The sequence below is a fragment of the Ruegeria sp. BHSA191 genome, from assembly GCF_059613325.1.
In genome coordinates this window covers 160,891-187,050 of sequence record NZ_JBXWSH010000003.1, presented here as the reverse complement: position 1 = coordinate 187,050, position 26,160 = coordinate 160,891, and the positions used below count along the sequence as shown (strand labels likewise).

27 protein-coding genes and 1 pseudogene are annotated in these 26,160 nt (G+C 63.3%); 15 read left to right on the top strand and 13 right to left on the bottom strand.

Going from position 1 to position 26,160, the window contains the following annotated elements; all coding sequences use genetic code 11:
* Positions 1-19 precede the first annotated feature (19 nt).
* The 3 genes from AC2FNS_RS04620 to AC2FNS_RS04610 all read left to right on the top strand — a co-directional run bounded on the left by AC2FNS_RS04620 (position 20) and on the right by AC2FNS_RS04610 (position 1,645).
* A complete protein-coding gene (locus AC2FNS_RS04620) occupies positions 20-910 on the top strand; it encodes an SPFH domain-containing protein (protein WP_496679807.1) in 891 nt (296 codons plus the stop codon).
* Positions 910-1,188 (top strand): NfeD family protein, encoded by a 279-nt coding sequence (locus AC2FNS_RS04615; protein WP_496713153.1) that lies wholly within the window; start codon positions 910-912, stop codon positions 1,186-1,188. The genes AC2FNS_RS04620 and AC2FNS_RS04615 overlap by 1 nt, the downstream gene beginning before the upstream one ends.
* 94 nt (positions 1,189-1,282) lie before the next feature.
* Positions 1,283-1,645: an SUF system Fe-S cluster assembly protein gene (locus AC2FNS_RS04610; protein WP_005983465.1), complete on the top strand. Its 363-nt coding sequence runs from the start codon at positions 1,283-1,285 to the stop codon at positions 1,643-1,645.
* 204 nt (positions 1,646-1,849) lie between these two features.
* Here the strand turns inward: AC2FNS_RS04610 and AC2FNS_RS04605 are convergent, their stop codons facing one another.
* Positions 1,850-2,017, bottom strand: coding sequence for a hypothetical protein (locus AC2FNS_RS04605; RefSeq protein ID WP_496713155.1), 168 nt, complete (start codon positions 2,015-2,017; stop codon positions 1,850-1,852).
* A 194-nt stretch (positions 2,018-2,211) separates the two neighbouring features.
* Here AC2FNS_RS04605 and AC2FNS_RS04600 point away from each other — a divergent pair, with 194 nt between their 5' ends.
* The gene (locus AC2FNS_RS04600) at positions 2,212-2,577 is read left to right on the top strand and encodes a HesB/IscA family protein (protein ID WP_149775221.1); all 366 of its coding nucleotides are present in this window, start codon (positions 2,212-2,214) and stop codon (positions 2,575-2,577) included.
* On the opposite strand, the gene AC2FNS_RS04595 is transcribed toward AC2FNS_RS04600, so the two are convergent.
* On the bottom strand, positions 2,574-3,488 hold the full coding sequence (locus AC2FNS_RS04595; protein WP_496713169.1) for an isopenicillin N synthase family dioxygenase: 915 nt from the start codon (positions 3,486-3,488) through the stop codon (positions 2,574-2,576). The genes AC2FNS_RS04600 and AC2FNS_RS04595 overlap by 4 nt on opposite strands.
* 133 nt (positions 3,489-3,621) lie before the next feature.
* Between AC2FNS_RS04595 and tpiA the strand changes: the two genes are divergently transcribed.
* Together tpiA and AC2FNS_RS04585 are read left to right on the top strand one after the other, a co-directional pair.
* Positions 3,622-4,368: a triose-phosphate isomerase gene (gene tpiA, locus AC2FNS_RS04590; protein ID WP_496713159.1), complete on the top strand. Its 747-nt coding sequence runs from the start codon at positions 3,622-3,624 to the stop codon at positions 4,366-4,368.
* A gap of 64 nt (positions 4,369-4,432) precedes the next feature.
* Positions 4,433-5,239 carry a hypothetical protein gene (locus tag AC2FNS_RS04585; RefSeq protein WP_496713161.1) on the top strand — a complete coding sequence of 269 codons (807 nt, stop codon included), beginning with the start codon at positions 4,433-4,435 and terminating at the stop codon, positions 5,237-5,239.
* A gap of 42 nt (positions 5,240-5,281) precedes the next feature.
* Here AC2FNS_RS04585 and AC2FNS_RS04580 read toward each other — a convergent pair whose 3' ends face one another.
* From AC2FNS_RS04580 to AC2FNS_RS04560, 5 genes are all read right to left on the bottom strand, one after another.
* Positions 5,282-6,658 (bottom strand): TRAP transporter large permease, encoded by a 1,377-nt coding sequence (locus AC2FNS_RS04580; RefSeq protein ID WP_496688260.1) that lies wholly within the window; start codon positions 6,656-6,658, stop codon positions 5,282-5,284.
* Positions 6,658-7,335: a TRAP transporter small permease gene (locus tag AC2FNS_RS04575; RefSeq protein ID WP_496679794.1), complete on the bottom strand. Its 678-nt coding sequence runs from the start codon at positions 7,333-7,335 to the stop codon at positions 6,658-6,660. The genes AC2FNS_RS04580 and AC2FNS_RS04575 overlap by 1 nt, the downstream gene beginning before the upstream one ends.
* Positions 7,336-7,445: 110 nt before the next feature.
* The gene (locus AC2FNS_RS04570) at positions 7,446-8,447 is read right to left on the bottom strand and encodes a DctP family TRAP transporter solute-binding subunit (protein ID WP_496713163.1); all 1,002 of its coding nucleotides are present in this window, start codon (positions 8,445-8,447) and stop codon (positions 7,446-7,448) included.
* Positions 8,448-8,718: 271 nt separating this feature from the next.
* Entirely contained in the window at positions 8,719-9,948 is a 1,230-nt protein-coding gene (locus AC2FNS_RS04565; RefSeq protein WP_496794998.1) for a sigma-54-dependent transcriptional regulator, read from the bottom strand.
* Positions 9,945-11,678, bottom strand: a complete 1,734-nt coding sequence (locus AC2FNS_RS04560; protein ID WP_496713167.1) for a sensor histidine kinase — start codon at positions 11,676-11,678, stop codon at positions 9,945-9,947. Before AC2FNS_RS04560 ends, AC2FNS_RS04565 begins: the two co-directional genes overlap by 4 nt.
* A 47-nt stretch (positions 11,679-11,725) precedes the next feature.
* Between AC2FNS_RS04560 and AC2FNS_RS04555 the strand changes: the two genes are divergently transcribed.
* Positions 11,726-12,907: a cytochrome P450 gene (locus AC2FNS_RS04555; protein ID WP_496713170.1), complete on the top strand. Its 1,182-nt coding sequence runs from the start codon at positions 11,726-11,728 to the stop codon at positions 12,905-12,907.
* Here AC2FNS_RS04555 and AC2FNS_RS04550 read toward each other — a convergent pair whose 3' ends face one another.
* Positions 12,908-13,387, bottom strand: coding sequence for an Lrp/AsnC family transcriptional regulator (locus AC2FNS_RS04550; RefSeq protein WP_149775231.1), 480 nt, complete (start codon positions 13,385-13,387; stop codon positions 12,908-12,910).
* Between the two features lie 162 nt (positions 13,388-13,549).
* On the opposite strand from AC2FNS_RS04550, the pseudogene cobA reads away from it, so the two are divergent.
* The 7 genes and pseudogenes from cobA to infC form a co-directional block, all read left to right on the top strand.
* Positions 13,550-14,308: pseudogene (cobA, locus tag AC2FNS_RS04545) on the top strand (uroporphyrinogen-III C-methyltransferase); the annotation flags it as partial.
* Positions 14,308-14,622, top strand: coding sequence for a DUF2849 domain-containing protein (locus AC2FNS_RS04540; RefSeq protein ID WP_005983495.1), 315 nt, complete (start codon positions 14,308-14,310; stop codon positions 14,620-14,622). The pseudogene cobA and the gene AC2FNS_RS04540, both read left to right, overlap by 1 nt.
* A gap of 66 nt (positions 14,623-14,688) precedes the next feature.
* The gene (locus AC2FNS_RS04535) at positions 14,689-16,353 is read left to right on the top strand and encodes a nitrite/sulfite reductase (protein WP_496713144.1); all 1,665 of its coding nucleotides are present in this window, start codon (positions 14,689-14,691) and stop codon (positions 16,351-16,353) included.
* Entirely contained in the window at positions 16,343-17,104 is a 762-nt protein-coding gene (locus AC2FNS_RS04530) for a phosphoadenylyl-sulfate reductase (protein ID WP_496803782.1), read from the top strand. Before AC2FNS_RS04535 ends, AC2FNS_RS04530 begins: the two co-directional genes overlap by 11 nt.
* On the top strand, positions 17,101-17,508 hold the full coding sequence (locus AC2FNS_RS04525; RefSeq protein WP_496679776.1) for a DUF934 domain-containing protein: 408 nt from the start codon (positions 17,101-17,103) through the stop codon (positions 17,506-17,508). The genes AC2FNS_RS04530 and AC2FNS_RS04525 overlap by 4 nt, the downstream gene beginning before the upstream one ends.
* A gap of 89 nt (positions 17,509-17,597) precedes the next feature.
* Positions 17,598-18,431 carry a ferredoxin--NADP reductase gene (locus tag AC2FNS_RS04520; RefSeq protein ID WP_496713142.1) on the top strand — a complete coding sequence of 278 codons (834 nt, stop codon included), beginning with the start codon at positions 17,598-17,600 and terminating at the stop codon, positions 18,429-18,431.
* 115 nt (positions 18,432-18,546) lie between these two features.
* A complete protein-coding gene (gene infC, locus AC2FNS_RS04515; protein ID WP_490360621.1) occupies positions 18,547-19,137 on the top strand; it encodes a translation initiation factor IF-3 in 591 nt (196 codons plus the stop codon).
* A gap of 63 nt (positions 19,138-19,200) precedes the next feature.
* Here the strand turns inward: infC and AC2FNS_RS04510 are convergent, their stop codons facing one another.
* Complete coding sequence (locus AC2FNS_RS04510) at positions 19,201-20,517, bottom strand: aspartate aminotransferase family protein (RefSeq protein ID WP_496803781.1); 1,317 nt, start codon at positions 20,515-20,517, stop codon at positions 19,201-19,203.
* A 1-nt stretch (position 20,518) separates the two neighbouring features.
* Entirely contained in the window at positions 20,519-21,283 is a 765-nt protein-coding gene (locus tag AC2FNS_RS04505) for a beta-keto acid cleavage family enzyme (RefSeq protein WP_496797421.1), read from the bottom strand.
* 88 nt (positions 21,284-21,371) lie between these two features.
* Between AC2FNS_RS04505 and AC2FNS_RS04500 the strand changes: the two genes are divergently transcribed.
* Entirely contained in the window at positions 21,372-22,271 is a 900-nt protein-coding gene (locus tag AC2FNS_RS04500; protein ID WP_496797422.1) for a MurR/RpiR family transcriptional regulator, read from the top strand.
* 35 nt (positions 22,272-22,306) lie between these two features.
* On the opposite strand, the gene AC2FNS_RS04495 is transcribed toward AC2FNS_RS04500, so the two are convergent.
* The 3 genes from AC2FNS_RS04495 to AC2FNS_RS04485 all read right to left on the bottom strand — a co-directional run bounded on the left by AC2FNS_RS04495 (position 22,307) and on the right by AC2FNS_RS04485 (position 26,126).
* Positions 22,307-23,098, bottom strand: a complete 792-nt coding sequence (locus AC2FNS_RS04495) for an FAD binding domain-containing protein (protein WP_496797423.1) — start codon at positions 23,096-23,098, stop codon at positions 22,307-22,309.
* A gap of 100 nt (positions 23,099-23,198) precedes the next feature.
* Positions 23,199-25,559: a xanthine dehydrogenase family protein molybdopterin-binding subunit gene (locus tag AC2FNS_RS04490; protein ID WP_496713134.1), complete on the bottom strand. Its 2,361-nt coding sequence runs from the start codon at positions 25,557-25,559 to the stop codon at positions 23,199-23,201.
* A gap of 81 nt (positions 25,560-25,640) precedes the next feature.
* Positions 25,641-26,126, bottom strand: coding sequence for a (2Fe-2S)-binding protein (locus AC2FNS_RS04485; RefSeq protein WP_073279505.1), 486 nt, complete (start codon positions 26,124-26,126; stop codon positions 25,641-25,643).
* Between the last annotated feature and the right edge of the window lie 34 nt (positions 26,127-26,160).

Here is a 26,160-nt window from a genome sequence, read left to right as displayed (position 1 = left end):
ACAATAAATGAGGACAGATATGACCGAAGACCAGATTATCGGACTGCTTTCATCCAACATCATTTACCTTCTGGCGGCCGTTCTGGTCGTCGTCGTCATCCTGAAGGGCATCAAGATCGTTCCGCAATCCGAAAAATATGTGGTCGAACGGTTCGGGCGCCTGCATTCGGTGCTGGGCCCCGGCATCAATTTCATCGTGCCATTCCTGGACGTAGCGCGCCACAAGATCTCGATTCTGGAACGCCAGCTTCCCAACGCCACGCAGGACGCCATCACCAAGGACAACGTTCTGGTGCAGATTGACACATCTGTCTTCTACCGCATTCTGGAACCCGAAAAGACCGTGTACCGCATCCGTGATGTCGATGGCGCCATCGCCACCACTGTGGCGGGCATCGTGCGCGCCGAGATCGGCAAGATGGATCTGGACGAGGTTCAGTCGAACCGCGCGCAGCTGATCGAACGTATCCAGGAAAGCGTGGAAACCGCCGTTGATGACTGGGGCATAGAGGTGACCCGGGCCGAAATTCTGGACGTGAACCTTGATCAGGCCACCCGCGACGCCATGCTGCAGCAGTTGAACGCCGAGCGCGCCCGTCGCGCCCAGGTGACCGAGGCCGAGGGCCAGAAACGCGCCGTTGAGCTGCAGGCCGACGCCGAGCTTTATGCCGCCGAGCAGGCCGCCAAGGCGCGCCGTGTGCAGGCCGAAGCCGAGGCCTTTGCCACCGAGGTGGTCGCCAAAGCGATTCAGGCCAACGGTCTGGAAGCGGCCCAGTACCAGGTTGCCCTGAAACAGGTCGAAGCCCTGAACGCCCTGGGCAAAGGCAGTGGCAGCCAGACGATCGTGGTGCCTGCCAATGCGCTCGAGGCCTTCGGCAATGCCTTCAACATGTTGAAAGGGGGGAAATGATGGCTGACCCGTTCTGGCTGACCTGGTGGCTCTGGCTGGCGGCGGCGCTGGTTCTGGGCATCCTCGAAGTCGCCCTGCCCGGTTTCATCTTCCTGGGTTTCGCGATCGGCGCCGCCATCACGGGACTGCTTCTGGCGATCCCCGGCATTGCGCCGGACCTGGCCGTGCTGCTGCTGATCTTTGCGGTGCTGTCGCTGATCGCGTGGCTGATCCTGCGGCGCATGTTCGCTCTGCCGCACGGACAAGTGAAGACCTTTGAAAAGGATATCAACGAATGACCACGATGGCGCCCGTTTCCCGGGCGCCTTCCGCCTCTGGACGCTGGCGGCGGCTTTCCCTATATAATCGCTCAGGTAACAACCCGAGGCATCCATGACCCACCCAAGCGAACAGTTGGAAGGCACCCCTTTGATCGCGCCTTCTACGGTCGAGCACCCTCTGTACGAGTCCGTGGTCGAGGCCTGCCGGACCGTCTATGACCCTGAAATTCCCGTGAACATCTATGATCTGGGTCTGATCTACACGATCGAGATCAGCGATGACAACGCGGTCAAGGTCATCATGACACTGACCGCTCCGGGGTGCCCCGTGGCGGGCGACATGCCGGGCTGGGTAGTCGAGGCAATCGAGCCGGTGGCCGGGGTCAAGGAGGTGGACGTCGAACTGACCTGGGAGCCGCCCTGGGGCATGGAAATGATGTCGGACGAGGCCCGCCTGGAATTGGGCTTCATGTAACGCCGCAAGTCCGGGGTCGTCCCGGCACCCGGCATCGCGATCGCTCTTTGCCTGCGCTCATTTCAGGTCACAGGTTGCCTTGATCTCGGCGGCACGGGCGTCCAATTTATCGACATCTTCGCCCGACAACATCTTCAGCCTTTTCTGCTCGGCCCCCGCGACCAACCCGTGCAACGCGCCGGCCGGCGTGATGGCCAGAATGCTTTAGGCCTGCTGCACCCGGGCATGTTTCCGTTCGGCGGCAATGGCTATCAGATCGCCCTCGGCGCTGGTGCAATCGACCGGATGCTTGGCCGGATCACCCATGGCCGGCGAGGCGGACAGGGCAGCGACGACGCCGCACAGGATCGGTTTGAATGAGGATCGTATCATTCCCAGGCCTCCTGTCCAGAAGCGGTGGCGCGATCACACCGGACCACCTTCAGCACATAGGGATGCTCGCCACGGGCAATCTCGGTCATGGGCGAGGCGCGCCCGGCAGAAAAAGACACGAAACCACTGGGACGGCTTGAGCCTTGCCCTCGGCCACCCTAGATTATGAACAACGCGCGAATACGGAGAGCATGATGTTTGGCATTCCCGGCAAGCAAGCCGTGACGATGACCCCGAAAGCGGCCGAGCAGATCGTTCGGCTGATGAAGTCGGGCGGCCATGCCGGCCTGCGCATCGGCGTCAAAAAGGGCGGATGCGCCGGCATGGAATACACAATGGAATATGTCGATCAGGCCGACCCGAATGACGAGGTCGTCGAACAGGACGGCGCCCGGGTAATGATTGCCCCCATGGCCCAGATGTTCCTGTTCGGCACGGAAATCGACTATGAAACCTCGCTGCTGGAATCGGGGTTTAAATTCAAGAATCCTAACGTGGTCGATGCCTGCGGCTGCGGCGAATCGATCAAGTTCGACGAGTCGCTGGCCCAGCAGGGCTAAGGTTTCTGTTTCAGGTGCAGATAGGTTTCCTGAAAGCGCCGGGTCAGATGTTCCCCGGCGCTGATCGTCCGGCCTGAACCGGGCGGTGCGACATTGGTGTCGTAGGACGGGTTGAAGAACAGCGGAACCGAGATCCGCTCGTCCCGGCCGCCCCTGACACGGTGCATGGTGGCCTTGACGCGCCCGGCGGTCCAGAATTCCAGCATTTCCCCGAAATTGATGATGAAGGTGCCGGGGTCAGCCTGCACCGGTTGCCATTCGCCCCCGGGCATCTGAACCTCGAGCCCGGGCTGGCCGTCGGTGGCCAGAAGGGTCAGACAGCCATAGTCGGTATGCGCGGCGATTCCGAAATCCTTGTCACCCGCCCAGTCCGGGCGCCGGGGATAGTAGTTGCCGCGCAGCAAGGCCATCGGCGTATCGAATGCTCGGTCGAAGCTGTTTGCATCCCGCCCCAGGGCACAGGCAATGGCCCGAAGGATCCGCATCGCCACGGCACAGGCGTCCGCGTAATAGGCCTGGATGACGGCGCGAAACTCGGGCGGCTGCACGGGCCACAAGTTCGGCGCATAGACGCTCAGCCCCCGGCCCTGATACGTGTTTCCCGGCGGCAATTCGAACCCGCAATCGAACACTTCCTTGTAATCGGGGTTGGCATCCGGGTCGACCTGCTCGGACCCGGGCGCGCCCCAGCCGCGGTTCGCGCCCGTCCGCGCCATGTCGACGGCCCGCTTGTCGGCGCGCGGCAGGTGAAAGAACACGCGGTAGGTCTCGATGACAGAACGCACGCGATCTGCGGTCAATCCGGTATTAGAGACGGTCAGAAACCCGACCCGCTGCGCAGCATCGGCAAGGCGCGTCAGGTCCTCGGGCGCGCGGTGGTCCAGTTTCGCAAGATCCAGGTCGTCGATCATCATGTTACCGTTCGAATTGACCTCTTCAGAGTGGCGGCGAACCCGGTGCTCTGCAACCGGAATTGTCACGCCCCTCCAGCGGTGCTAACTGGGATGCGACCATATTTGCATCAACGACCGCGGAGGACCCGACATGCGACGCAAGCTGGCGGCAGGCAACTGGAAGATGAACGGAACCGGGGCCGCGCTGTCCGAGTTGCAAACGCTGAAGCAAAGCCACCCCGCGCCCACGGTCGACATCCTGATCTGCCCACCGGCCACCCTGATCCACCGCGCGGCGCAGACGGTCGGGGGTGGCATCGCCATCGGCGGTCAGGACTGCCATGCCGAACGCTCTGGCGCGCATACGGGCGACATCAGCGCCGAGATGCTGAAGGACGCGGGTGCGACCCATGTAATACTGGGGCATTCCGAGCGGCGCGAGGACCATGGCGAGCAGGACGAGGACGTGCGCGCCAAGGCCCGCGCGGCCATGGATGCCGGACTGATCGCCATCATCTGCGTCGGCGAAAGCCTCGAGCAGCGCGAGGCAGCCAATACGCTGGACATCATCGGCGGGCAACTGTCGGGGTCGGTGCCCGACCAGTCGACCGGCGAAAACCTGATGATCGCCTACGAGCCGATCTGGGCCATCGGCACCGGCAAGGTCCCGACGATTGACGAGATCGGCGAGGTTCATGACTTTATCCGCGCCCGGCTTGAACGGCGGTTCGGCGAGGGCGTGGGGCGGTCGGTGCGGTTGCTGTACGGCGGCTCGGTAAAACCGGCCAATGCGGCCGAGATCTTCGGCGTGTCGAACGTGGATGGCGCGCTGGTCGGCGGGGCCAGCCTGAAGGCCCGCGATTTCTCGGGCATCATCTCGGCGCTCGAACAGGCCTGACCCGTCCAATGCCACATGGATGCCGGCCTGGCCGTGCGATCACCTGAAACCCGGGACCGGAACCATGAAAGTCTGTGTCATCTGCATGAAATGGGGCGATGTCTATGGCCCCGAATACGTCAACCTGTTGTACCGGTCGGTTCAGGACAACCTGTCGATCGAGCATGACTTCATCTGCATTTCCGATGATTTCACGGGGCTCGAGCCCGGCATCAAACGGCAGCCCTTTGCCTTTCCCCAGTTGGACCGCCCGCTGTGGACGCATGGAAAATGGCCCAAGCTGCAGATGTTCGACCGCCGGATCGTCGGCCAGTACGATGCGGCGCTGTTTCTGGACCTCGACCTGCTGATCACCGGCGATCTCGATCCGCTGTTTCAGATCACGCTGGACAAGGGCGGGCTGTATCTGATGCCCAAATTCCGCGGCTTCGTCTGGCGGATGATTCCGGCTAGTGTCTGGGATCTTGTGCCGTGGCTGATGAACAAGGTCACCCGTGGCAATTCATCCGTGGTGGGCTATGTCCCGTCCCAGCAATATCACCTGTTCGACGACTTTGACGGCGACACCCATCTGCCGAAATACGAAAACGACCAGAACTATATCTCGGCCCTAGCCTACAAGCGTCGGTGTTTCCCCAAGAACTGGTGCATCGGACTGATTCATCTGGTGCCCTACTGGCCGTTCGGCCTGGTCTACAAACCCTACAGAAACCTGCCGCAGCGCCCCAAGATCGTGATCTTCAATGGCCGACCCAATCCCGATGAACTTGTCAACGATGACATCGGATCTTGGGGCGCACGGCGGCGGCGGGGCTACGGGGGCATCCGGTGGGTCGCGGACTATCTGGCGAAATACGGCGACCCGGCCTGAGGGACCCGAACCGGCGCACCGGTTCGGATCGGATCTTTCCCGCTAGTTCGTTATGATCTCGGGGCCCATGAAGGTGTTCGGTAACACCGTCGAGATCCACGGGATGTAGGTGACCATGATCAGGAACACGAACAGCACCGCCAAGAAGGGCAGCGCGGCGCGGACCACGCTCATCATCGGCATGCCTGCGACGCCCGAGGTGACGAACAGGTTCAGACCGACGGGCGGCGTAATCATCCCGATCTCCATGTTGACCACCATGATGATCCCTAGGTGAATCGGGTCGATGCCCAGTTCGATGGCGATCGGGAACACCAGCGGCGCCACGATGACCAGCAGCCCCGAGGGCTCCATAAACTGACCGCCGATCAGCAGGATCACGTTCACCACGATCAGGAAGGTCACCGGCCCCAGCCCCGCTGACAACATCGCGTTGGCGATATGCTGCGGCACCTGCTCGTCGGTCAGAACATGCTTGAGGATCAGTGCGTTGGCGATCACGAACAGCAGCGTCACCGTCAGCTTGCCGGCCTCGAACAACGTGTGCTTGGTGTCCGCATGGAAGAACGCGGTGATCAAGGCATGGGGCTTTTTCAGCAGCGACATATTCTGTTCGCCATCGGCCGTGCGCAGCGGTCCCATGTCCTTGTAGACGAAGCTGGCGATGAAGAAGGCGTAAACAGCCGCCACCGCCGCGGCTTCGGTCGGGGTAAAAATCCCGCCGTAGATACCGCCCAGGATAATGACGATCAGGAACAGCCCCCAGGCCGCCTCGCGCGCCGATTCAAAGATCTCGCCCCAGCCCAGCCAATCGCCCTTGGGCAGGTTCTTGACCTTGGCCATGACATAGATCGTCACCATCAGCATCAGTCCTGCCATCAAACCCGGGATCACGCCGGCCAGGAACATCCGGCCCACCGACACTTCGACGGCGGCGGCATAGACGACCATCACGATCGACGGCGGGATCAGGATGCCCAGCGTACCCGCGTTGCAGATGACCCCCGCGGCGAATTCTTTCGAATAGCCCACCTGCCGCATCCCGGCGATGACGATCGAGCCGATGGCGACCACCGTCGCCGGGCTGGAGCCCGACAGGGCCGCGAACAGCATACAGGCGAACACGCCAGCAATCGCCAGACCGCCCGGCAGGTGTCCGACGCAGGCGATGGAAAAACGGATGATCCGCCGCGCCACCCCGCCCGTCGTCATGAAGGACGAGGCCAGGATAAAGAACGGGATCGCCAGCAGGGTGAAATGCCCCTCGAAGGCTTCGAACAGCGTTGCGGCGACCGAGGCCAGCGAGCTGTCGGAATAGATCAGCAGGAACAGGGTCGAGCTGAGGCCGAGCGCCACCGCGATCGGAACGCCGATCAGCAGCAGCCCCACGACCATCGAGAAAAGAAAGACAACGTCCATCAGTCATGCTCTCCCTGCTGGGCCCGGACTTCTTCGATTTCGTCCTCGACTTCGTGACTGGCTACAAGACGGTCGGTTTCACCGCGCCAGATCTGCACGCCCACCTGGGCGAAGCGGATCACCAACAGCAGCATGGAAACCGGCAGCACCAGATAAGGCACGACTTTGGGAAGTTTTTCGTAATGTTCGCCATAGTTTATGAGGTCTTCCAGGAAGCGCAGCGGCGCGACCATGGGGATGTCGTCGACCTCATAGAAACTCTGGCTGCGGGCCGAAAAGTCGAAGCCTGTGGGGAACCAGCGCCCCGAGGTCGGCGGCAGGTCGGCGAACACCGCCCAATAGTCGTAGGCCCCTTTCAGCATCAGCAGCGAGAAGATCAAACAGAAGCCAACGGATACCAGCGCCATGATCCGGCGCGGCCCAGGCGCCAGCATGTTCAGGATCGCATCCACACCCAGATGGGCGTGCTTCTTGACCGCGTACGACGCTCCCAGCAGAACCAGCCATCCAAAGGCGAACACGGTCAGTTCCAGCGCCCACAGGATGTTGGAATTGAAGACGAAGCGCGCGATTACGTTGGCGAAGGTCACCACGGTCATCAAACCAAGCAACGCCGCGATAAGGGTTTCTTCGATATGGTCGACCAGCCCGGTCGGGCCGGATTTCGCACCAGACATCTTTCTGTCCCCACGTTTTTTTCATTGAGAGAATTAGTAGCGGGCCGTCGGGCCCGCCCTGCCCGTCCCTCGGCAACGCGCAGGTTGCCAAGGGGTCGGGCGCGGCCGGATCAGAACCCGGCGTTGATGGCCTGCGCCGCGTCGATCTTGTCCTGACCAACGTCGCCGGCGAACTTCTCCCAGACCGGCTTCATCGCGTCGACCCAGGCCTGACGCTGTTCTGGCGTCAGCTGGCGGATGGTGCCGCCGGCGTCGATGATCGCCTGCTTGGCCTGTTCGTTGACCGCGAACGACTCTTTGTTTCGCTGCTCGGTCACCTCGGCAAGGATCGTCAGGAACTGCTCACGCACGTCCGGTTCCAGGCTGTCAAGCCAGTCCACCGAGGTCACGACCAGATAGTCGATGATGCCGTGGTTGGTTTCGGTGATGCCGTCCTGCACCTCGAAGAACTTCTTGCCGTAGATGTTCGACCAGGTGTTCTCCTGCCCGTCGACAACGCCCTGCTGCAGAGCGCCATAGACTTCCGAGAAGGCCATTTTCTGCGGGCTGCCGCCGATGGCTTCCATCTGTGCCACCAGCACGTCAGACGACTGCACGCGGAATTTCAGTCCGTTTGCGTCACTGGGCAGCGTCAGCGGCTTATTGGCCGACATCTGCTTCATGCCGTTATGCCAGAAGGCAAGGCCCTGCAGGCCGCGGCGCTGCATGCTGTCCTTCATCGCCTGACCGGCCTCGGAGGCCTGGAAGGCATCCACCGCGTCGATGTTCTTAAACATGAACGGCAGATCGAACAGGCGGAACTGCTTGGTGAACTTTTCGAATTTCGACAGCGAGGGCGCGGCTAGTTGCACGTCACCCTGCAGCATCGCCTCCAGCACCTTGTCGTCGTTGTAGAGCGTAGAGTTCGGATAGACCTCCATGCACATCTTGCCGTTCATTTCCTCGTTCACGCGCTTTTCCAGCAGAGAGGCGGCGATGCCCTTGGGGTGCTTGTCGGTGTTGGTCACATGCGCGAATTTGACGACGATCTCGCCCTCATCGCACTGGGCGAAGCCGGCCGTAGCGGTCACGGACAGGGCCAGAGCGGTCGCAGCTGTTGCAAGGAATTTCATGTTGGTGTCCTCCCAGACGTTTTGAAACCTCCGTTGGCGCCTACCAAGGCGCCAGATGCGAAGAAGTGAAGCGAATCGGAGGTAGCCAATCAACGTTTCGGAGATTTTGCGCGAATTTTGATTTTTTCTGTTTATTATCTGATTGTTAAAAAGCGTATTCAACATGCTTGTCTGATCGCCGGGGGCGCGATGTGCGAAAATCCGCACACCAAGGTGGCCACCCGTGCGAAAAACCGCACACCTGTCGAATCGCCTGCGAATCGCCAACAGCCTAGCGGCGATAGTCCTCCGGGCGGATGCCATAGCGCGCCAGCTTGTCATAGAAGGTTTTGCGCGGCAGCTTCAGCGACCGAGCAGCCTCCGAGGCCTTGCCGTTGTGCCGCCCCAGCGCTGCGATCAAGAGCGACCGCTCGACCCGGGCCATCTGCTCGGCCAGTCCCAGATCGGCCGCCGTCGCCACCTCCTCCGGCATACCCAGGACAAAGCGCATGGCCGCCGACATCAGCGACCGGGCGTTGCCCGGCCAGTCGCGCGCCATCAGGCTGGCCAGGTGTTCGGGCGTGACCTCGGGCGCGGCGATCCCGGCCTGTTCTGCCGCCTGAGCCACATAGTGGCGAAAGATCACGGGGATGTCTTCGGGGCGTTCCGCCAAGGACGGCACCCGAACCCGCATCACGTCCAGCCGATAGAACAGATCGGCGTTGAACTGACCCTCGGCCACCAGCGCGGCAAGATCCGCGGTCGTGCCGGCGATGATGCGCACCCCTGCGCCCGCCTCGATCAGGTCGAGCGTGGCGTACTGTGTGGCCTCGGGCATCGCCGACACCTCGTCCAGAAACAGAGAGCCACCAGCCGCATCCCCAGCCACCTGACGCAGATCCTGCGCCGTCAGCCCGGCCGCCGGGCGCTTGACGAACGGTCCCTGCGCCCGCGGCGACATCAGGTGGACCACCTCGGCGACCTTCGAGATGCCGCTGCCCGGCGGACCGGTCACCAGAACCTCGGCTTGGGTCGGGGCCACGCTGCGCACGCGGGCGCGCAGGTCCTCGGCCTGGGGGGAGTGTCCGAACAGCAGCCGCGCGGCCGGGTCGCCCTTTTCCAACTCGCGTTTTGCCCGGCGTTCGGCCAGCACCTCGGCCCGGTTGGCGAAGGCCCGATCGAGCACTGCCAACAGATCCGCGGCCGCGCAGGGTTTTTCAAGAAAGTCGAAAGCTCCCTGCCCCATGGCCTGCACCGCCATGGGTATGTCGCCCTCGCCCGTCAGCAGGACTACCGGCAGGTCGGGATCGGCCGACCGGGCATACGACAGCAGATGAAACCCGTCGCGCCCCGGCATGCGGATGTCTGACAGGATCACGCCGGGAAAGCCGGCGTGGATATGATCCTTGGCGGCCACGAACGACCCCGCCGGAATGACCGTCAGTTCGGCCAGTTCCAGCGTCTGGGCCAGGGCCTCGCGCACGGCGGCGTCATCATCTACCAACAGGACCGAGCGGATCATGCGGCGACTTCCTTTTCGAACGGTTCCAGTTCGACGGTGAATACGGCACCATCCTCCGTGTTGGCGCCGCGTATTTCGCCGCCGAAGCTTTGCACCAGACCGTACGAGATGGACAGGCCCAACCCCATGCCCTCGGACGAGCCGACCGTCTTGGTGGTATAGAACGGCTCGAACACGCGGTCGGGGTCGGCGATGCCGGGACCGGTGTCGCGGATGCCGACCCGGATGCGCTCGGCCCGGTCAAGGGTGATGGTCAGCTGCCGCCGGTCGCGGCCCTCCATGGCGTCTGCGGCATTGTTGATGAGATTCACGAAAACCTGCACCAGCCGCACCTCGCCGCCCCACGCCGGAACGGGTGTATTGGGCGGTTGCCAGTCCACGGCGATGCCATCGGATTTCAGGCGGCTTTCGGTCAGTTCGACGGCGGTGTTCAGCACTTGAACCAGATCGACCTTGCCCATCGGCTCGCTCTCATTGCGCGCAAAGGCCCGCAAGTTCTTGATGATACGCGCCATCCGCGCGGCCATGTCCGAGATACGACCCAGGTTTTCGCGCGCCTTTTCGGTGTTGTCCCGAGCCAGAAAGGCGGCGCCGTTGTCGGCGAATTGGCGGATTGCCATCAGCGGCTGGTTCAATTCGTGGCTGATGCCGGCCGACATCTTGCCAAGCGCGCTGAGCTTGCCCGCTTGGACCAGATCGGCCTGCGCGCGTTTCAGCGCGGCTTCGGCCTCCTGCCGTTCGGCCACCTCGCGGCGCAGGGCGGCGTTCGCGGCCGTCAGCGCACGGGTGCGCTGGAGCACGCGGCTTTCCAGGACCGCGTTGGCCTGCGCCAGGGTGCGCCGACGTTCGGTGGCCAGAAATAGCAAGGCCCCGAAGGCCAGGCAGATCGCCGCGACCGCCGCCGCCTGCAAGGCGGCAAGCCGGCGGGCGGGCGCGACATCCATCAGCACTTCTCCGGTCATGCCGATCACAGGCAGATCCCGGGTCAGGTGCAAGGCCCGCCGGGGCAGATACGGGCCCCAGCCGATGGTCCACACTTCATGCGGACCGATCCGGGTGGACCGGAAGTCCCCCGCCGGCTGACCGGGTGGCCGCAGGCCCACCACGCCGGGTGGTCGGGACCAGAACAGCAGCTCGGACCGGTTGGTGATGAAGACCTGCCCCGACCGGTCGACGAAGAACACCGCCTCGGTGCTGCCGCGCCAGGTGCGTTCGACATCTTCGACATCGGCAATCACCATCAACACGCCTCTGACCCGTCCGTCGGGCGCAAAGGACGGCGCGGCGTAGGAATAGATCCGGTTCCCAGTTTCCCCCAGCACGCCATGCGCGCTGCCCAGGGCGCCCTGCATCGCGCGCCGAAACGCCGAGAGGCCGGCCACATTGCCGCCCACCACGTCCAGCGCCGCGGCCAGCACGCGACCCGAAGTATCCGCAAAAATCACATCCACCGCCGAGGACTTGTCGGCGACCTCCAGCAGCAGCGCCCGCGCGGCGGCCCGGTCGGCCTCGGTCTCCAGATCGCGCAGCGCCGGATGCTCGGACATCAGAACCGCCAGTTCCTGATACACCTGCAACTGCGAGCTCAGCCGGTCCGAAGCCAGTTCCAGATCGGCCTGTGCCTTTTCGCTCAGCTGAAACAGGGCCTGACGATAGCCGTAAGACCACACCCCGGCCGCCAACAGCGCGACCGCCAACAGAAAACCGACCGGAACAAGAAGCCTTTGCATGTTACAGGGTCTTGCATTCACGAAGGCTCATGGCAAGTCTGTCGGCCATGATCATTCTGTCGCAAGCCCCCACCGACCAAACCTTCGTGCAGAACCCCTATGCGTTCTATCACACCGCGCGACAGCATAGCGATCTGGTGTACTGGCCCGAATATGACATGCCCGCCGCAGTGTCTCTTGCCGCCGTGCAGGCCCTGCTGCGCGACCGGCGGTTCGGGCGCGAGGTGCCGCCCGAGCAGGCGACCGCGGGCCCAGACCACCTGGCGCCCTGGCTTACTGTCGAGGCGCATTCGCTGCTTGAGACCGAACCGCCCCGCCATACCCGCTTGCGGTCACTGGTGCTGCGCGCCTTCACCTCGCGGGCGATCACCGCGCTGGCGCCCGATATCGAACGCTTGTGCCATGACCTGATCGACGCCTTCCCGGACGAGCGCTTCGACCTGCTGGATGCCTATTGCACCCAGGTTCCGGTAATCACGATCTGCCGCCTGCTGGGTGTGCCCGAATCCATGGCGCCGCAACTGCTGGACTGGTCGCACGCGATGGTGGCCATGTATCAGGCCAGCCGCACGCGCCAGACCGAGGACGATGCCGCCCGTGCATCCGCCGCGTTCACCGCGTTTCTGAACGACTACGTCGATCAACGCCGCTCGGACCCGCGCGACGACCTGATCACCCGGCTGATCGCCGCCGAGGAGGACGGCGAGAAACTTTCGCGCGATGAACTGATCGCCACCTGCATCCTGCTGCTGAATGCCGGTCACGAGGCGACGGTGCATTCCCTCGGCAACGGCGTGAAAACCCTGCTAGAGACGGGAACCGGGGCCGAGGCGCTGACAGCCGACCGCATCGACGCCACGGTCGAGGAGATCCTGCGCTATGACCCACCACTGCACATGTTCACCCGGTACGCCTACGAGGAGGCCGAGGTATTCGGTCACAGCTTTGCCCGCGGCGACCAGGTGGCGCTGCTGCTGGGGGCGGCCAATCGCGACCCTTCGGTATGGGCCGACCCCGACCGGTTCGACCCGACGCGCGAGATCCAGACCAACACCAGCTTTGGCGGCGGCCTGCATTTCTGCGTCGGCGCGCCGCTGGCGCGGCTGGAAATGCGCATCGCCCTGCCCATCCTGTTCGACCGCTGCCCAGGCCTGCACATTGCCGAGCCGCCGGTCTACTCCAACAGCTACCACTTCCACGGGTTGCGACGGCTGATGGTGCGGGTCTGATCAGGCCTCGGCCAGCGCGTTAAGGGGCAGCATGGTGGTCGACTTGATCTCTTCCATCGACAGCAGGGCGGTCACGTTGTAGACCCGCACCTCGGAAATCAGCGCCTGATAGAAGGCATCATAAGCCCGCGCGTTCCTGACGCGCACCTTGAGGATGTAATCGATATCGCCCGCCAGCCGGTGCGCCTCCTGCACTTCGGGACGATCACGCAGGGCCTTGAGGAACTTACGCTGCCAGTCGGCCTCGTGTTCCGAGGTACGGATCAGTACGAAGAACGTGGCCTCGAACCCCAGCGCCTCGGCATCCAGCAGAACGGTCTGCTGCCCGATGATCCCGGCTCCCTTCATCTTGCGGATGCGATTCCAGACCGGCGTCTTCGAACTGCCGACGCGGGCCGCGATTTCGTCCAGCGACTGGCTGGCGTCGCGCTGCAGCTCGGCCAGAATTTTCCGATCCATGTCGTCAATGCGCACCGACATTCCAATTTTCCTTTCGTTTAGAAACTCACGTCCTGAATGGTGGATCCATTGGAACTTTCGTTCTTATTTGTCGCGCAATCTGGCGCATAATGGGGAATATTTCCTATATTGCAGATCAAGTCAAACAACCGGCGGACCGCCCAGATGCAACAAACGCACACAGCCCAAAAGACCTACCATGTCGATTTCGTCGGCGCGGGTCCCGGTGATCCGGACCTGCTGACGGTCAAGGCTCTGACCGCGTTCGACAGGGCCGACGTGGTGCTGCACGACCGGTTGATCAGCGACGCCATCCTGCAGATCGCCGGCCGGTCGGCCCGGCTAATCGACGTGGGCAAGGCCGGTTTCGGCCCCTCGTGGCGGCAAGAGGACATCGACGCACTGCTGGTACGGTTAGCCTTGGAAGGGCAGCGCGTGGTGCGCCTGAAATCCGGAGACGCCACCGTCTTTGGCCGCCTAGACGAAGAAATCGAAGCGCTGGATGCGGCGGGCATTTCCTGGGCCATCATTCCCGGAATCACCGCCGCCTCGGCCGCGGCCGCCAGCATCGGGCAAAGCCTGACGCGCCGAGGCCGCAATTCGTCGGTCCGGTTCCTGACCGGGCACGACATGCAAGGCTTTGCCGATCACGACTGGGCCGGGCTGGCGCGTCCGGGGTCGGTGGCCGCGATCTACATGGGCAAGAAATCCGCCCGTTTCATCCAGGGTCGCCTGCTCATGCACGGCGCCGACCGGGCCACGCCCGTTACCCTGATCGAAAACGCCTCGCGCCCCGACCAGCGGATTTTGGAAACCACCCTAGACCGGTTGGCGTCCGACCTGTCGCAAGCCGACATGACCGGCCCTGCGCTGATGTTCTACGGCCTTGCCCCGCGCGCCGCGGTCCGGACCGCAACCGAATTGAAGAAGGAGCACGCCTGATGGCCCGCGCTTTTACACCGAAAGTCGTTACCGCCAACGATCTGCTGGAAGGCGACGTGATCTATCTGACCGCCGATGACCGCTGGTCGCGCGATCTGCGCGAGGCCGAGTTGATCACCGACGAAGCGCACGCGCAGCTGCGCCTGCTGGACGCGCAGCGGCAGGTGGACAAGATCGTCGGCGCCTATCTGGCCGATGCCGTCGCCGGGGAAAACGGCCCCGAACCCACCCATTTCCGGGAAGACTTCCGTCGGACTGGCCCGTCCAACTATGCCCACGGCAAACAGGAAACTTCCCCGCAGCCCCGGGCCTGACCTTAGGCCCCTCTCTCCCCGTAAAAAGGCCCCGGGCTCCGGGGCTGCAAAAAGGACAGCCAGACCATGTATCGCTACTCCGAGTTTGACAAAGCCTTTCTGACCGAACGCAACAAGCAGTTCCGCGCCCAGGTCGAGCGCCGCATCGACGGTTCGCTGACCGAGGACGAGTTCAAGCCCCTGCGCCTGATGAACGGCCTGTATCTGCAACTACACGCCTACATGCTGCGGGTGGCGATCCCCTATGGCACGCTCAACAGCGCCCAGATGCGGCAACTGGCCCTGCTGGCCGAGAAGTGGGACAAGGGTTACGGCCATTTCACCACGCGCCAGAACATCCAGTACAACTGGCCCAAGCTGCGTGACGTGCCCGACATGCTGGACGCGCTGGCCGAGGTCGGCCTGCACGCGATCCAGACCAGCGGCAACACCATCCGCAACGTGACCGCCGACCATTTCGCCGGAGCGGCCGCGGATGAGATCGCCGACCCGCGCCCCTATGCCGAGCTGCTGCGCCAGTGGTCCACAGACCACCCGGAATTCCAGTTCATGCCGCGCAAGTTCAAGATCGCCATCACCGGGTCCGAGCACGACCGTGCCGTGATCAAGGCCCATGACATCGGCCTCCAACTTGTCGAGCGCGACGGTGTTCTGGGTGCCCGCGTTTTGGTGGGTGGCGGCTTGGGCCGCACGCCGATGATCGGCAAGGAGTTGTCTGATTTCGTCGCCTTCGACGACCTTCTGGCATACTTGGAGGCCACCGTTTCCGTCTGGAACCAGATCGGCCGGCGCGACAACAAGTACAAGGCCCGCATCAAGATCACCGTGCATGAACACGGCATCGACGCCATCCGGGCCAAGGTGAACGAGCGCTTCCTGCAGGTGCGCCCACGGTTTAAGGGCGCCGACATGGCGCTGCTGGATCAGATCAAGGCGCATTTCGCGCCGCCCGCCTTCCGCGAAGGCTCGGTCGCAGCGTTCGAGAGCGCCTATTCGAACGACCCGGTGTTCCGGTCGTGGATCGACACCAACATTGCACCGCACAAGCAGGCGGATCACGCGATCGTCACGATCTCGCTCAAGAAGCACGGGGCAACGCCGGGTGATGCGACCGCCGAGCAGATGCGCGTGATGGCCGATCTGGCCGAGCAATACGCCTATGACGAGCTGCGCATCAGCCACGAGCAGAACGTGATCCTGCCGCATGTCCACAAATCGGACCTGCCCGCGATCCACGCCAAGCTGAAAGAGCACGGTCTGGCCACCGCGAATATCGGCCTGATCAGCGACATCATCGCCTGCCCCGGCATGGACTATTGCGCGCTGGCGACGGCCCGCTCGATCCCTGTCGCGCAGCAGATCGCGACCCGGTTCGACGAGCTGAAGCTGGAGCACGACATCGGCCACCTGAAGATCAAGATTTCGGGCTGCATCAACGCCTGCGGGCACCACCATGTGGGCCATATCGGCATCCTGGGCCTGGATCGCGCCGGAGTGGAGAACTACCAGATCACGCTGGGCGGAGACGCCACCGAAACGGCCGCCATCGGCGACCGCACCGGTCCGGGCTTTGCCTATGACGAGATCGTTCCGGCCATCGAGCGGATCATCGAGACCTATCTGGACCAGCGCGAAAGCCCCGAGGAGACCTTTCTGGAGACCTATCGCCGGATTGGAATGGCCCCGTTCAAGGCGGCCCTCTACCCCGAGGCCCGGGCCAATGCCGCTTGACGAAATCCAGACCGAGCTGGGCAAGGAGCGCCAGGCGCTGACCGAGAAGGTCGAGGCGCTCAACGCCCGCTACCGGCATCACAGCGCCCATGACGTGATGCATGGGGCGCTGGAAAATGCCGGCAAGACCGCTCTGGTTTCCAGCTTTGGTGCCGAGTCTGTGGTGTTGCTGCACATGGCTGCGGTGATCGACAAGAACACCCCGGTGCTGTTCGTGGACACCCAGATGCTGTTCGCCGAGACGCTGATCTATCAGCAGGAGGTGAGCGAGCGCCTTGGGCTGAAGAACGTGCGGGTCATCCGCGCCGACGAAGATGACCTGCAGCGGGACGACCCCTATGGCGCGCTACGGCTGAAGGACCCGGATGCCTGCTGCACCCTACGCAAGACGATCCCGCTGCAGCGGGCGCTGGCGGGTTATGACGGCTGGATCACCGGGCGCAAGCGGTTCCAGTCGGGCACCCGCGCCGCACTCGAATTCTTTGAGGTCGAGGACGGCACCGGCCGGATCAAGGTCAACCCGCTGGCCCACTGGGCGCCCGAGGACGTGCGCGCCTATATGGAAGAAAACCGGCTGCCGCGGCACCCGCTGGTGGCCAAGGGATACCCTTCGATCGGCTGTGCGCCCTGCACCTCGCCGGTGAAGGAAGGCGAAGACCCCCGCGCCGGGCGCTGGCGCGATCAGAACAAGGAAGAATGCGGCATCCATTTCGTGAACGGCAAGATGGTGCGCAGCGGAGAGAAAACATGACTGTTATCGTGACCGATGGGGGCTTTGCCCCCGATGACTGGACCGACGGCTTCGTCTCGCTGGACGATGCCGCAAACGACGTGATCGCGTTGGACGTGACGTCGGACACCGACCCCGACGCGCTGTTCGAGCGGCTGGGCAATGCACAGATGGTGCGGGTGGATTTCCCCTCTTTCGCCGACGGGCGCGGTTTCACCATCGCGCGCGTCCTGCGCCTAAAGGGCTATACCGGCCGCCTGCGCGCCAAGGGGCACGTTCTGGCCGACCAATACGCAATGGCACGGCGCAGCGGCTTCGACGAGGTCGAGATCGACGCCGAGCTTGCCGCCCGCCAGCCCGAGGACCAATGGCTGGCCCGCGCCAACTGGCAGGGCCACGACTATCAGGCCCGCCTGCGCGGCTGACGCGACAAACGGGGCAATCTGCCCCCTTTTCCTGACATGGATCAAAGATTAAACGGAGATGCCGGTTTAGCAGACCGGCAGGTGAAACGATGACCGAGATGAAATCCGTGACCGAAGCAACCGCCGTGAAGGCCCCTACCCTGCCTGACGCTCAGACCGTCACCGAAGTGAAGCATTGGACCGACAGTCTGTTCTCGTTCAAGGTGACGCGCCCGCAATCGCTGCGGTTCCGCTCGGGCGAGTTCGTGATGATCGGCCTTCTGGGCGACAACGGCAAACCGCTGCTGCGCGCCTATTCCATCGCTTCGCCAGCCTGGGATGACGAGCTGGAATTCTACTCGATCAAGGTGCCGGACGGGCCGCTGACCTCGAAACTGCAGCACATCAAGCCGGGCGACCAGATCATCCTGCGCCCCAAGCCGGTGGGGACGCTGGTGCATGACGCGCTGCTGCCGGGCAAACGGATCTGGTTCTTTGCAACCGGCACCGGGTTTGCGCCCTTTGCATCGCTGCTGCGCGAGCCGCAGACCTACGAGGACTACGACGAGGTCATCATCACCCACACCTGCCGCGAGGTGGCCGATCTGGAATACGGCCGCCAACTGATCGAGAAGATCAAGCAGGACGAGTTGCTGGCCGAGCTGATCGGCGAAGGCTTTGCCGACAAGATCCGCTATTACCCGACGACCACCCGCGAACAGAGCCCCAAGATGGGCCGGATCACCGACCTGCTGAAGGACGGCACCGTGTTCAAGGATCTGGGCATCGAGGCTGGCATCAAACCCGAGACAGACCGCGCCATGGTCTGCGGCAGCCTGGCCTTCAACCATGACATCAAGGCCATTCTCGAAGAGTTCGGCCTGCGCGAAGGCGCCAATTCCGACCCGAAAGAGTTCGTGATCGAAAAGGCCTTTGTCGGCTGAAGTAGGAAATGGCCGGTGCCCCAGGCGCCGGCCGCCGCCCCGGGCGCGGTCGGGGCAAAGAATTTCGCGCGCCGCCTGCTTTATCCCGCTTGAAAGACGCGGGGTCTCAGTTTAAATTCCCGGCTCGAAATTCTGCAATTATCAAAGGAATGAACCCATAGCTCGCAGACCTCACAACGCGCCGCCGCAACGCGACACCGGCCCGCGCGTCAATGACAAGATCCGTGCCCCCGAAATCCGCCTGATCGGCGCCGATGGTGAAAATATCGGGGTGGTTCATCCCGCCAAAGCCATGCAACTCGCCGCCGACGCCGGCCTGGACCTGGTCGAGATTTCGCCAAACGCGAATCCGCCGGTCTGCAAGATCATGGACTTCGGCAAGTACAAGTACGAAACGCAGAAGCGCGAAGCCGAAGCCCGCAAGAAACAGAAAATCATCGAGGTGAAAGAGGTCAAGTTCCGGCCCAACACCGACACGCATGACTATGACGTGAAGATGCGGAACGTGGTCAAGTTTCTTGAGAAGGGCGACAAGGTCAAGGTGACCCTGCGCTTCCGCGGCCGCGAGATGGCGCACCAGAATCTGGGGCGCGAACTGCTTGAGCGCGTGGCCGAGGACGTCAAGGAAATCGGCAAGATCGAGAACATGCCGAAGATGGAAGGCCGCCAGATGATCATGATGATCGGGCCGCTGCCACAGAAGTAACCCAGCACCTGTTCAGGGCATCAAGGCTCCCTCGGATCGAGGGAGCCTTTTTCGTTGGCCGGCTCAGATCACCCGCGACATCGCGCGGCCCAGCTTTTCGACCAGTTCGTCCAGCTGCACTTCTTCGATGATGAATGGCGGCGCCAGCAGGATATGGTCGCCGTTCCGGCCATCGCGGGTGCCGGACATGGGATAGCAGATCAGCCCTTCGTCAAACGCTGCCTTCTTGATCTTCGCTGCCACGCCCAGGCCCGGATCGAACGGCGCGCGCGTGTCACGATCGGCCACCAGCTCGATCCCGCGGAACAGGCCGCGCCCACGCAGGTCGCCGACATTGGGGTGCTGGCCGAAAGCGGCCTGCAGCCTTTCGTGCAGCGCATCTCCCATCGCCCGCGCCCGCTCGGGCAGGCGGCGATCGGTCAGCTTCTGCACCACGGCCAGCGCCGCCGCGGTCGCGACCGGATGACCGACATAGGTATGCCCGTGCTGGAAGAACCCCGACCCGTCGCGGATCGCCTCGTAGATTGCCCCAGTACACAGGGTCGCACCGATGGGCTGGTACCCGGCCCCCAACCCTTTGGCGATGCACAGGATATCCGGCGCGACCCCATCGTGGTCGCACGCAAACAGGTGGCCGGTGCGGCCCATGCCGCACATGACCTCGTCCAAGATCAACAGAACGCCGTAGCGGTCACAGATTTCGCGGATCCGCTTGAAATAGCCCTCGACAGCCGGCACCGCCCCCAGCGTGGCCCCGACCACCGGCTCGGCGATGAAGGCCATCACGGTTTCCGGCCCCAGCCGCAGGATTTCGGCCTCAAGCTCATCCGCGACGCGCTGGCCATAGTCAAAGCTGGTCTCGCCGTCCCGCTTCTCGGCATATTCATAGCAGGGCGCGATATGGCTCATATCGATCAACATCGGCGCGAACTGCGCCCGGCGCCACGCATTGCCACCGGCCGACAGCGCCCCCAGCGTGTTGCCGTGATAGCTCTGGCGGCGCGCGATGACCCGCGAGCGCTCGGGCTGCCCGACTTCCAGGAAATACTGACGCGCCAGCTTGATCGCCGCTTCGGTCGCCTCGGACCCGCCCGAGACGAAATAGACCCGCTCCAGCTCGCCCGGCGCCTGTGCGATCAGCAGATCCGCCAGCGCCTCGGCCGGTTCCGACGTCATGAACCCGGTATGGGCAAAAGCGACCTTTTCAACCTGTTCCTGCACCGCGCGGATCACCTCAGGGTCGGAATGCCCCAGGCACGATACCGCCGCGTCGCCGCAATCCAGGTACCGTTTGCCCAGAGTATCGATCAGATAACACCCGTCGCCCTTGGCGGCTGTTGGCAACTGGGCCTTGGTGTGGCGGGGAAAAACATGGCTCATGTCAAAGTCCTTTCAAACGGGCCACAAGCGCCGCGACCGAGGCTGCGTTGTCCGGCCAGATATTTCCATCGGCGTCCGTCAGGCTGTTCTCGAACCCAACCCGCACATCAGCGCCACGACACGCAGCCGCAAGCAAACAGTCATGTTCGCGCCGGCCGAACGCACACACCATCCATGGCGCGTGGGTTTCGGGAAAGGCGTCCAAATCGGCGGGCAGGGATTCCTGGCCCGTCGCATAGCGCCCTAAAACAAGCAGGCGTTCTTCCTGCCCGGCCCGCACGACACCGCGCGCCTGCCAGTCCCGCAACAGCTCCGCATCGGCCGCATCATACAGGATATGCTGAACCCGCGTGCCCTGTTCGGCGCACAGCGCATAAACTCGCTCTGCCAGCTGGGGCGCGCGGGCCATCTCTCGCACCGCGATCGACGCCCATGTGGGCTGAACCAGACGCAGGCAGTCGTACTGCGCTGCAACATCAAAAATGCCTGCCGCCTCGGTGGTGATCTGGATGTCCAGCGCGGGAACGGTGCGGCGCAACTCGGCCAGTGTCTCGCGGTATTTCCCCGCATCCAGCGAGTGCGTCCCGTCACCTTCACGCACATGCAGGTGCAGACCATCGGCACCGGCCGCATGGCAGGCCCGTGCCGCCGCCACGATCTCGCCGATCGTCAATGGGATCGCCGGGTGGTCCAAATACTGACGGCGCGCCCCATTCGGAGCGACCAGCACATAGGGAAGCGTCTTTGGCCGTTGAGTTTCGCTCATGGTTTCATCCGTTCATTCTGCCCGAGATGTATACCTCAGCCCGCTGTTTTGTGATTGAAATTTTCATAACATATGTTTTTCTTCTCTCATGCAAAACTCGACCCCTCAACTGATCGACCAGCTGCGCCACGAGATCGACCGTATGCCGGCCCAGCTTCAGGCCGCCGCTAAGTATGTCATCGACCACCCAGCCGATTTCGCGTTGGATTCGATCCGCACCACGGCAGACAAGATCGGCGTCAGCACGAACGCGGTCATCCGTCTTGCACGGTACATGGGCTATGAGCGTTTCGAGGACTTTCGAAGACCGTTCCGCCACGACCTGACAACCGACCGGGAAGACCGGCTTAATCAAGGCTGGCTGTCGCGCATGGCCGAAGGCGGAGAGTTCGGCGCCGCCCAGGCGGGATTCGCCCGGAACGAGTTAAACGTGGTGGCGCGCTCTTTGCGCCTGCTGGATCCGGCCAAGGTGGAGCGCGCGGTGACACTCATGACTTCGGCGCGCAGGTGCTTCGTGACCGCCACGCGCGCCAGCTACGCGCTGGCCTATTATTTCCACTATGCGGGCCGAATGGCGCATCCCGGCCTGCACCTTATCCCGCGCCACATGGGATCAGCCATCGACGATCTTCTCGAGGCCGATCATGGTGACTGCCTGTTTGCCATGACGGTGCACCCCTATTCCGCCGATACGATCCAAGCCATGCGATTTGCCCGTAGCCGGGGGCTTCGGCTGATCCTGCTGGCCGACAGCGACGTGATCGCGCCGGGCATTGACGCGGACGTGACCCTGACGGTCAGCACACGGTCGAGACATCTGTTTTCAAGCTTTTCCGGGTCCATGGCCGCAATCGAAGTTCTGCTGGGTCACCTTTTCGCGCAGAGCGGTGACGCCGCCGCAGAACGGGTCCGCCGATACCAGCAAGCCCGCGAAGACGCAGGCGCATATTGGCAACCCGCCAAACTGCCGCGCCTGCGCTCCAAATAAAAAGCCCCTCGCCGGGGCTTTTCGCAGTCGTGATGTCAGATGCAGGCCTGCACGGCCCGTCGTGTCATCACCCCCACCAGGTGGGCGCGGTACTCCTTGCTGCCGTGCAGATCTCCGATCATGTTCATCGGGTTGACTCGCAGGTCCATCAGGGCATCGGGCCGGAACTCCTTGTTCAGCGCCTGCTCGGCCTCGGTCCAGCGGAACACACCATCCTCGCTGGCCCCGGTTACGGCCACCCTCACCCCATCGGCAAAGCGCGCGAGGAACACGCCAACCAATGCAAAGCGCGAGGCCGGCTGCAGGAATTTTTGATAGCTCGCAACCTGCGGCACCGGGAACCGAACCGAGGTGATGATCTCCCCCTCGTCCAGTGCAGTGGTGAACATGCCCTGAAAGAAGTCATCGGCAGCGATCTGACGGGAATTGGTCACGACCACGGCACCCGATCCCAACACCGCCGCCGGGTAACAGGCCGCGGGGTCGTTGTTGGCCAGCGAACCGCCGATCGTTCCCCGATTGCGCACGGCCGGGTCTCCGATATGTCCGGCAAGATCGGCCAGCGCCGGATACTTGTCGGCAACCTCTCGCGCCACGGTCGCATGGGTCGTCGCTGCACCGATGGCAATCGATCCGTCATCCTCGACACACACCCCCTTCAATTCGGGAATGCCGCCCAGGCTCACCAGTGTCGTGGGCGCAGCAAGGCGCTGTTTCATCGTCGGGATCAGGGTCTGCCCGCCCCCCAACGCCTGTGCATCCTCCCCTGCCAATGCCGCAACCGCGTCGGCAATGGTCGAGGGACTCTTGAACTCGAAATTGTACATTTCGCTCTTCCTTTCCGAAAGGCGAGGAACCGCCCTTCATCTGGCTGTAAATATCCCGGGGAGCGCGAGGGGCTGCCCCCTCGCACACCAACCTCTCCACTCAGCTGTTCATCGCCGCCCAAACACGCGACGGGCTGACCGGCATGTCGATGTGGTCCACCGCCTTGCCACCCGAGTTCAGCGCATCGATCACGGCATTGACCACCGCAGGCGGCGATCCAATCGCCCCGGCCTCGCCGCAGCCCTTCACACCCAACGGGTTGTGCGTGCACGGCGTCTGGCTCGAATGATCCACGGTATAGAACGGCACGTCGTCGGCCCGCGGCATGGCATAGTCCATGAAGGACGCGCTCAGCAGCTGACCGTTCTCGTCATAGACGCAGTTCTCGAGCAAGGCCTGACCGATCCCCTGTCCGATACCGCCATGCACCTGGCCATCAACGATCATCGGGTTGATGATGTTGCCGAAATCATCTGCTGCGGTGAACCGTTCGATGGTCACCTGCCCGGTCTCGGGGTCAACCTCGACCTCGCAGGCATAGGCGCCGGCCGGGAAGGTAAAGTTGGCCGGATCATAGAACGCGGTCTCCTCCAGCCCCGGCTCGACCTCCAGCGGAAAGTTGTGCGGAACATAGGCCGTCAGGGTCACATCGCCCCAGGCCACCGACTTATCGGTGCCGGCCACGGTGAACTGACCGTCTTTCAGCTCGATATCGGCCTCGGAGGCTTCCAGCAGATGCGCCGCGATCTTCTTGGCCTTTTCGATCACCTTCTCGGTCGCCTTGACCATGGCCGATCCACAAACCGCCAGCGAGCGCGAGCCATAGGTGCCCATACCGAACGGGATCTTCGAGGTATCGCCGTGCACGATCTCGACCATCGACTCGTCGATGCCGATCATGTCGGCCACGACCTGCGGAAAGGCCGTCTCGTGCCCCTGCCCGTGGCTGTGGGCCCCGACCATGACGCTGATCGAGCCGGTGGCGTTCACCCGCACGGTTGCCGCGTCATACAGGCCCGCACGCGCCCCCAGCATCCCCACGATGTTCGAGGGCGCGATGCCGCAGGCCTCGATATAGCAGTTCACGCCCAGGCCGCGCAGCTTGCCCCGCGCCTCGCTTTCGGCGCGTCGCGCCGGGAAGCCCGCGAAATCGGCGGCTTGCTCCAGCTTGTCCATGGTGCCGTTGTAGTCGCCGGTATCATAGGTCAGCGCCACCGGCGTGTCATAGGGGAACTGCGTGATGAAGTTCTGCCGGCGCAGCGCCACCGGATCAACGCCCAACTCGCGCGCAGCCTTGTCGATCACGCGCTCCAGCTGATAGGTCGCCTCGGGGCGGCCTGCGCCGCGATAGGCATCCACCGGCACGGTGTTGGTGAACATCGCCCGCACGTTCACCTGAATGACCGGCGTCTTGTAGTTGCCCGCCATCAGCGTCCCGTGCAGCCAGGTCGGCACCGAACTGGAAAACGTCGACAGATACGCCCCCAGATTGGCATAGGTATGGGTCCGCAGCCCGACGAAATTGTTGTCGGCATCCAGCGCCAGCTCGATCTTGCTGACATGGTCGCGGCCCTGCGCATCCGACATGAACGCCTCGGACCGGCTGGCCGTCCACTTGACCGGGCGGTTGCACGCCTTGGCCGCGAAGGTGCAGAACGCCTCTTCTGCGTAGTGGAAGATCTTGGTGCCGAAACCGCCACCCACGTCCGGCGCCACGACGCGGACCTTGTGCTCGGGCAGGCCCAGCACGAAGGCACACATCAGCAACCGGATCACATGCGGGTTCTGCGAGGTGGTATAGAGCGTGTATTCATCCGTGCCCCGGCTGTATTCCGCCACGGCCACGCGCGGCTCCATCGGGTTGGCGACCAGACGGTTGTTCACCAGTTCCAAGGTGGTGACATGCGCCGCATTGGCGAACACCTCGTTCACCTTGTCATCGTCGGCCTCGCCCAACTGCCAGTCATAACAGATATTGTTTTTCAGATCGTCATGGACCAGCGGCGCGCCCTCTTCAGCGGCGGCTTTCATGTCCAGAACGGCGGGCAATTCCTCGATATCCACGTCGATTGCTTCGGCCGCGTCACGGGCCTGTTCCAGGCTGTCGGCCACGACGGCCGCGATCGGGTCGCCCACATGGCGCACCTTGCCTTGCGCCAGGATCGGGTGCGGCGGTTCCTGCATGGGCGCGCCATGCTTGTCGGTCACCTCCCAGCCGCAGGGCATGCCGCCCACGCCTTCGAAATCTTTGCCGGTAAACACCCGAACCACGCCGGGCATGGCCTCGGCGGCGGACGTGTCGATGCTTTTGATCCGGCCATGTGCGATGTCAGATCGCAGAAAATACACATAGGCCTGACCGCGGATGTTGATGTCGTCGGTGTAATTGCCCGCTCCGGTCAAAAAGCGCACGTCCTCGCGGCGCTTGGAACTGGCTCCGATGCCACTGTCTTTGGGCATAGCTTGTTCTCCTCCCATAAACGGATGCTTGTGCGCATCCCTGTCATCCCACGGGCGCCTCCTCCTGCGCCCGCAGCGGCATCACTCGGCAGCGATGTGGCTGACGTCCTGGCCGGACGCGGCCATGATCGCCTTGACGATGTTGTGGTACCCGGTGCAGCGGCACAGGTTGCCTTCCAGGTATTTGCGGATTTCGGCCTCGGTCGGGCGTGGGTTTTCCTTCAGCAGGGCCGCGGCCGACATTACCATGCCGGGCGTGCAGAAACCGCATTGCAGGCCGTGATGATCCTGAAACGCCTGCTGGATCACGTTCAGCGATCCGTCCGGGTTGGCCTGCCCCTCGATGGTGCCGACCTCGGCCCCGTCCGCCTCGAGCGCCAGCATGTTGCAGGACTTCACCGCCGCGCCGTTCACATGAACCACGCAGGCGCCGCATTGGGCCGTGTCACAGCCCACATGGGTACCGGTCAGCGACAGGTGATCGCGCAGAAAGCTGGACAGCAGCGTCCGGCCCTCGACATCACCGCTCACGGTCTTTCCGTTCACGGTCATTGAGACCTGTGTCATAAGTTCCTCCCATTTTCGTATTTATCCTTGGCCC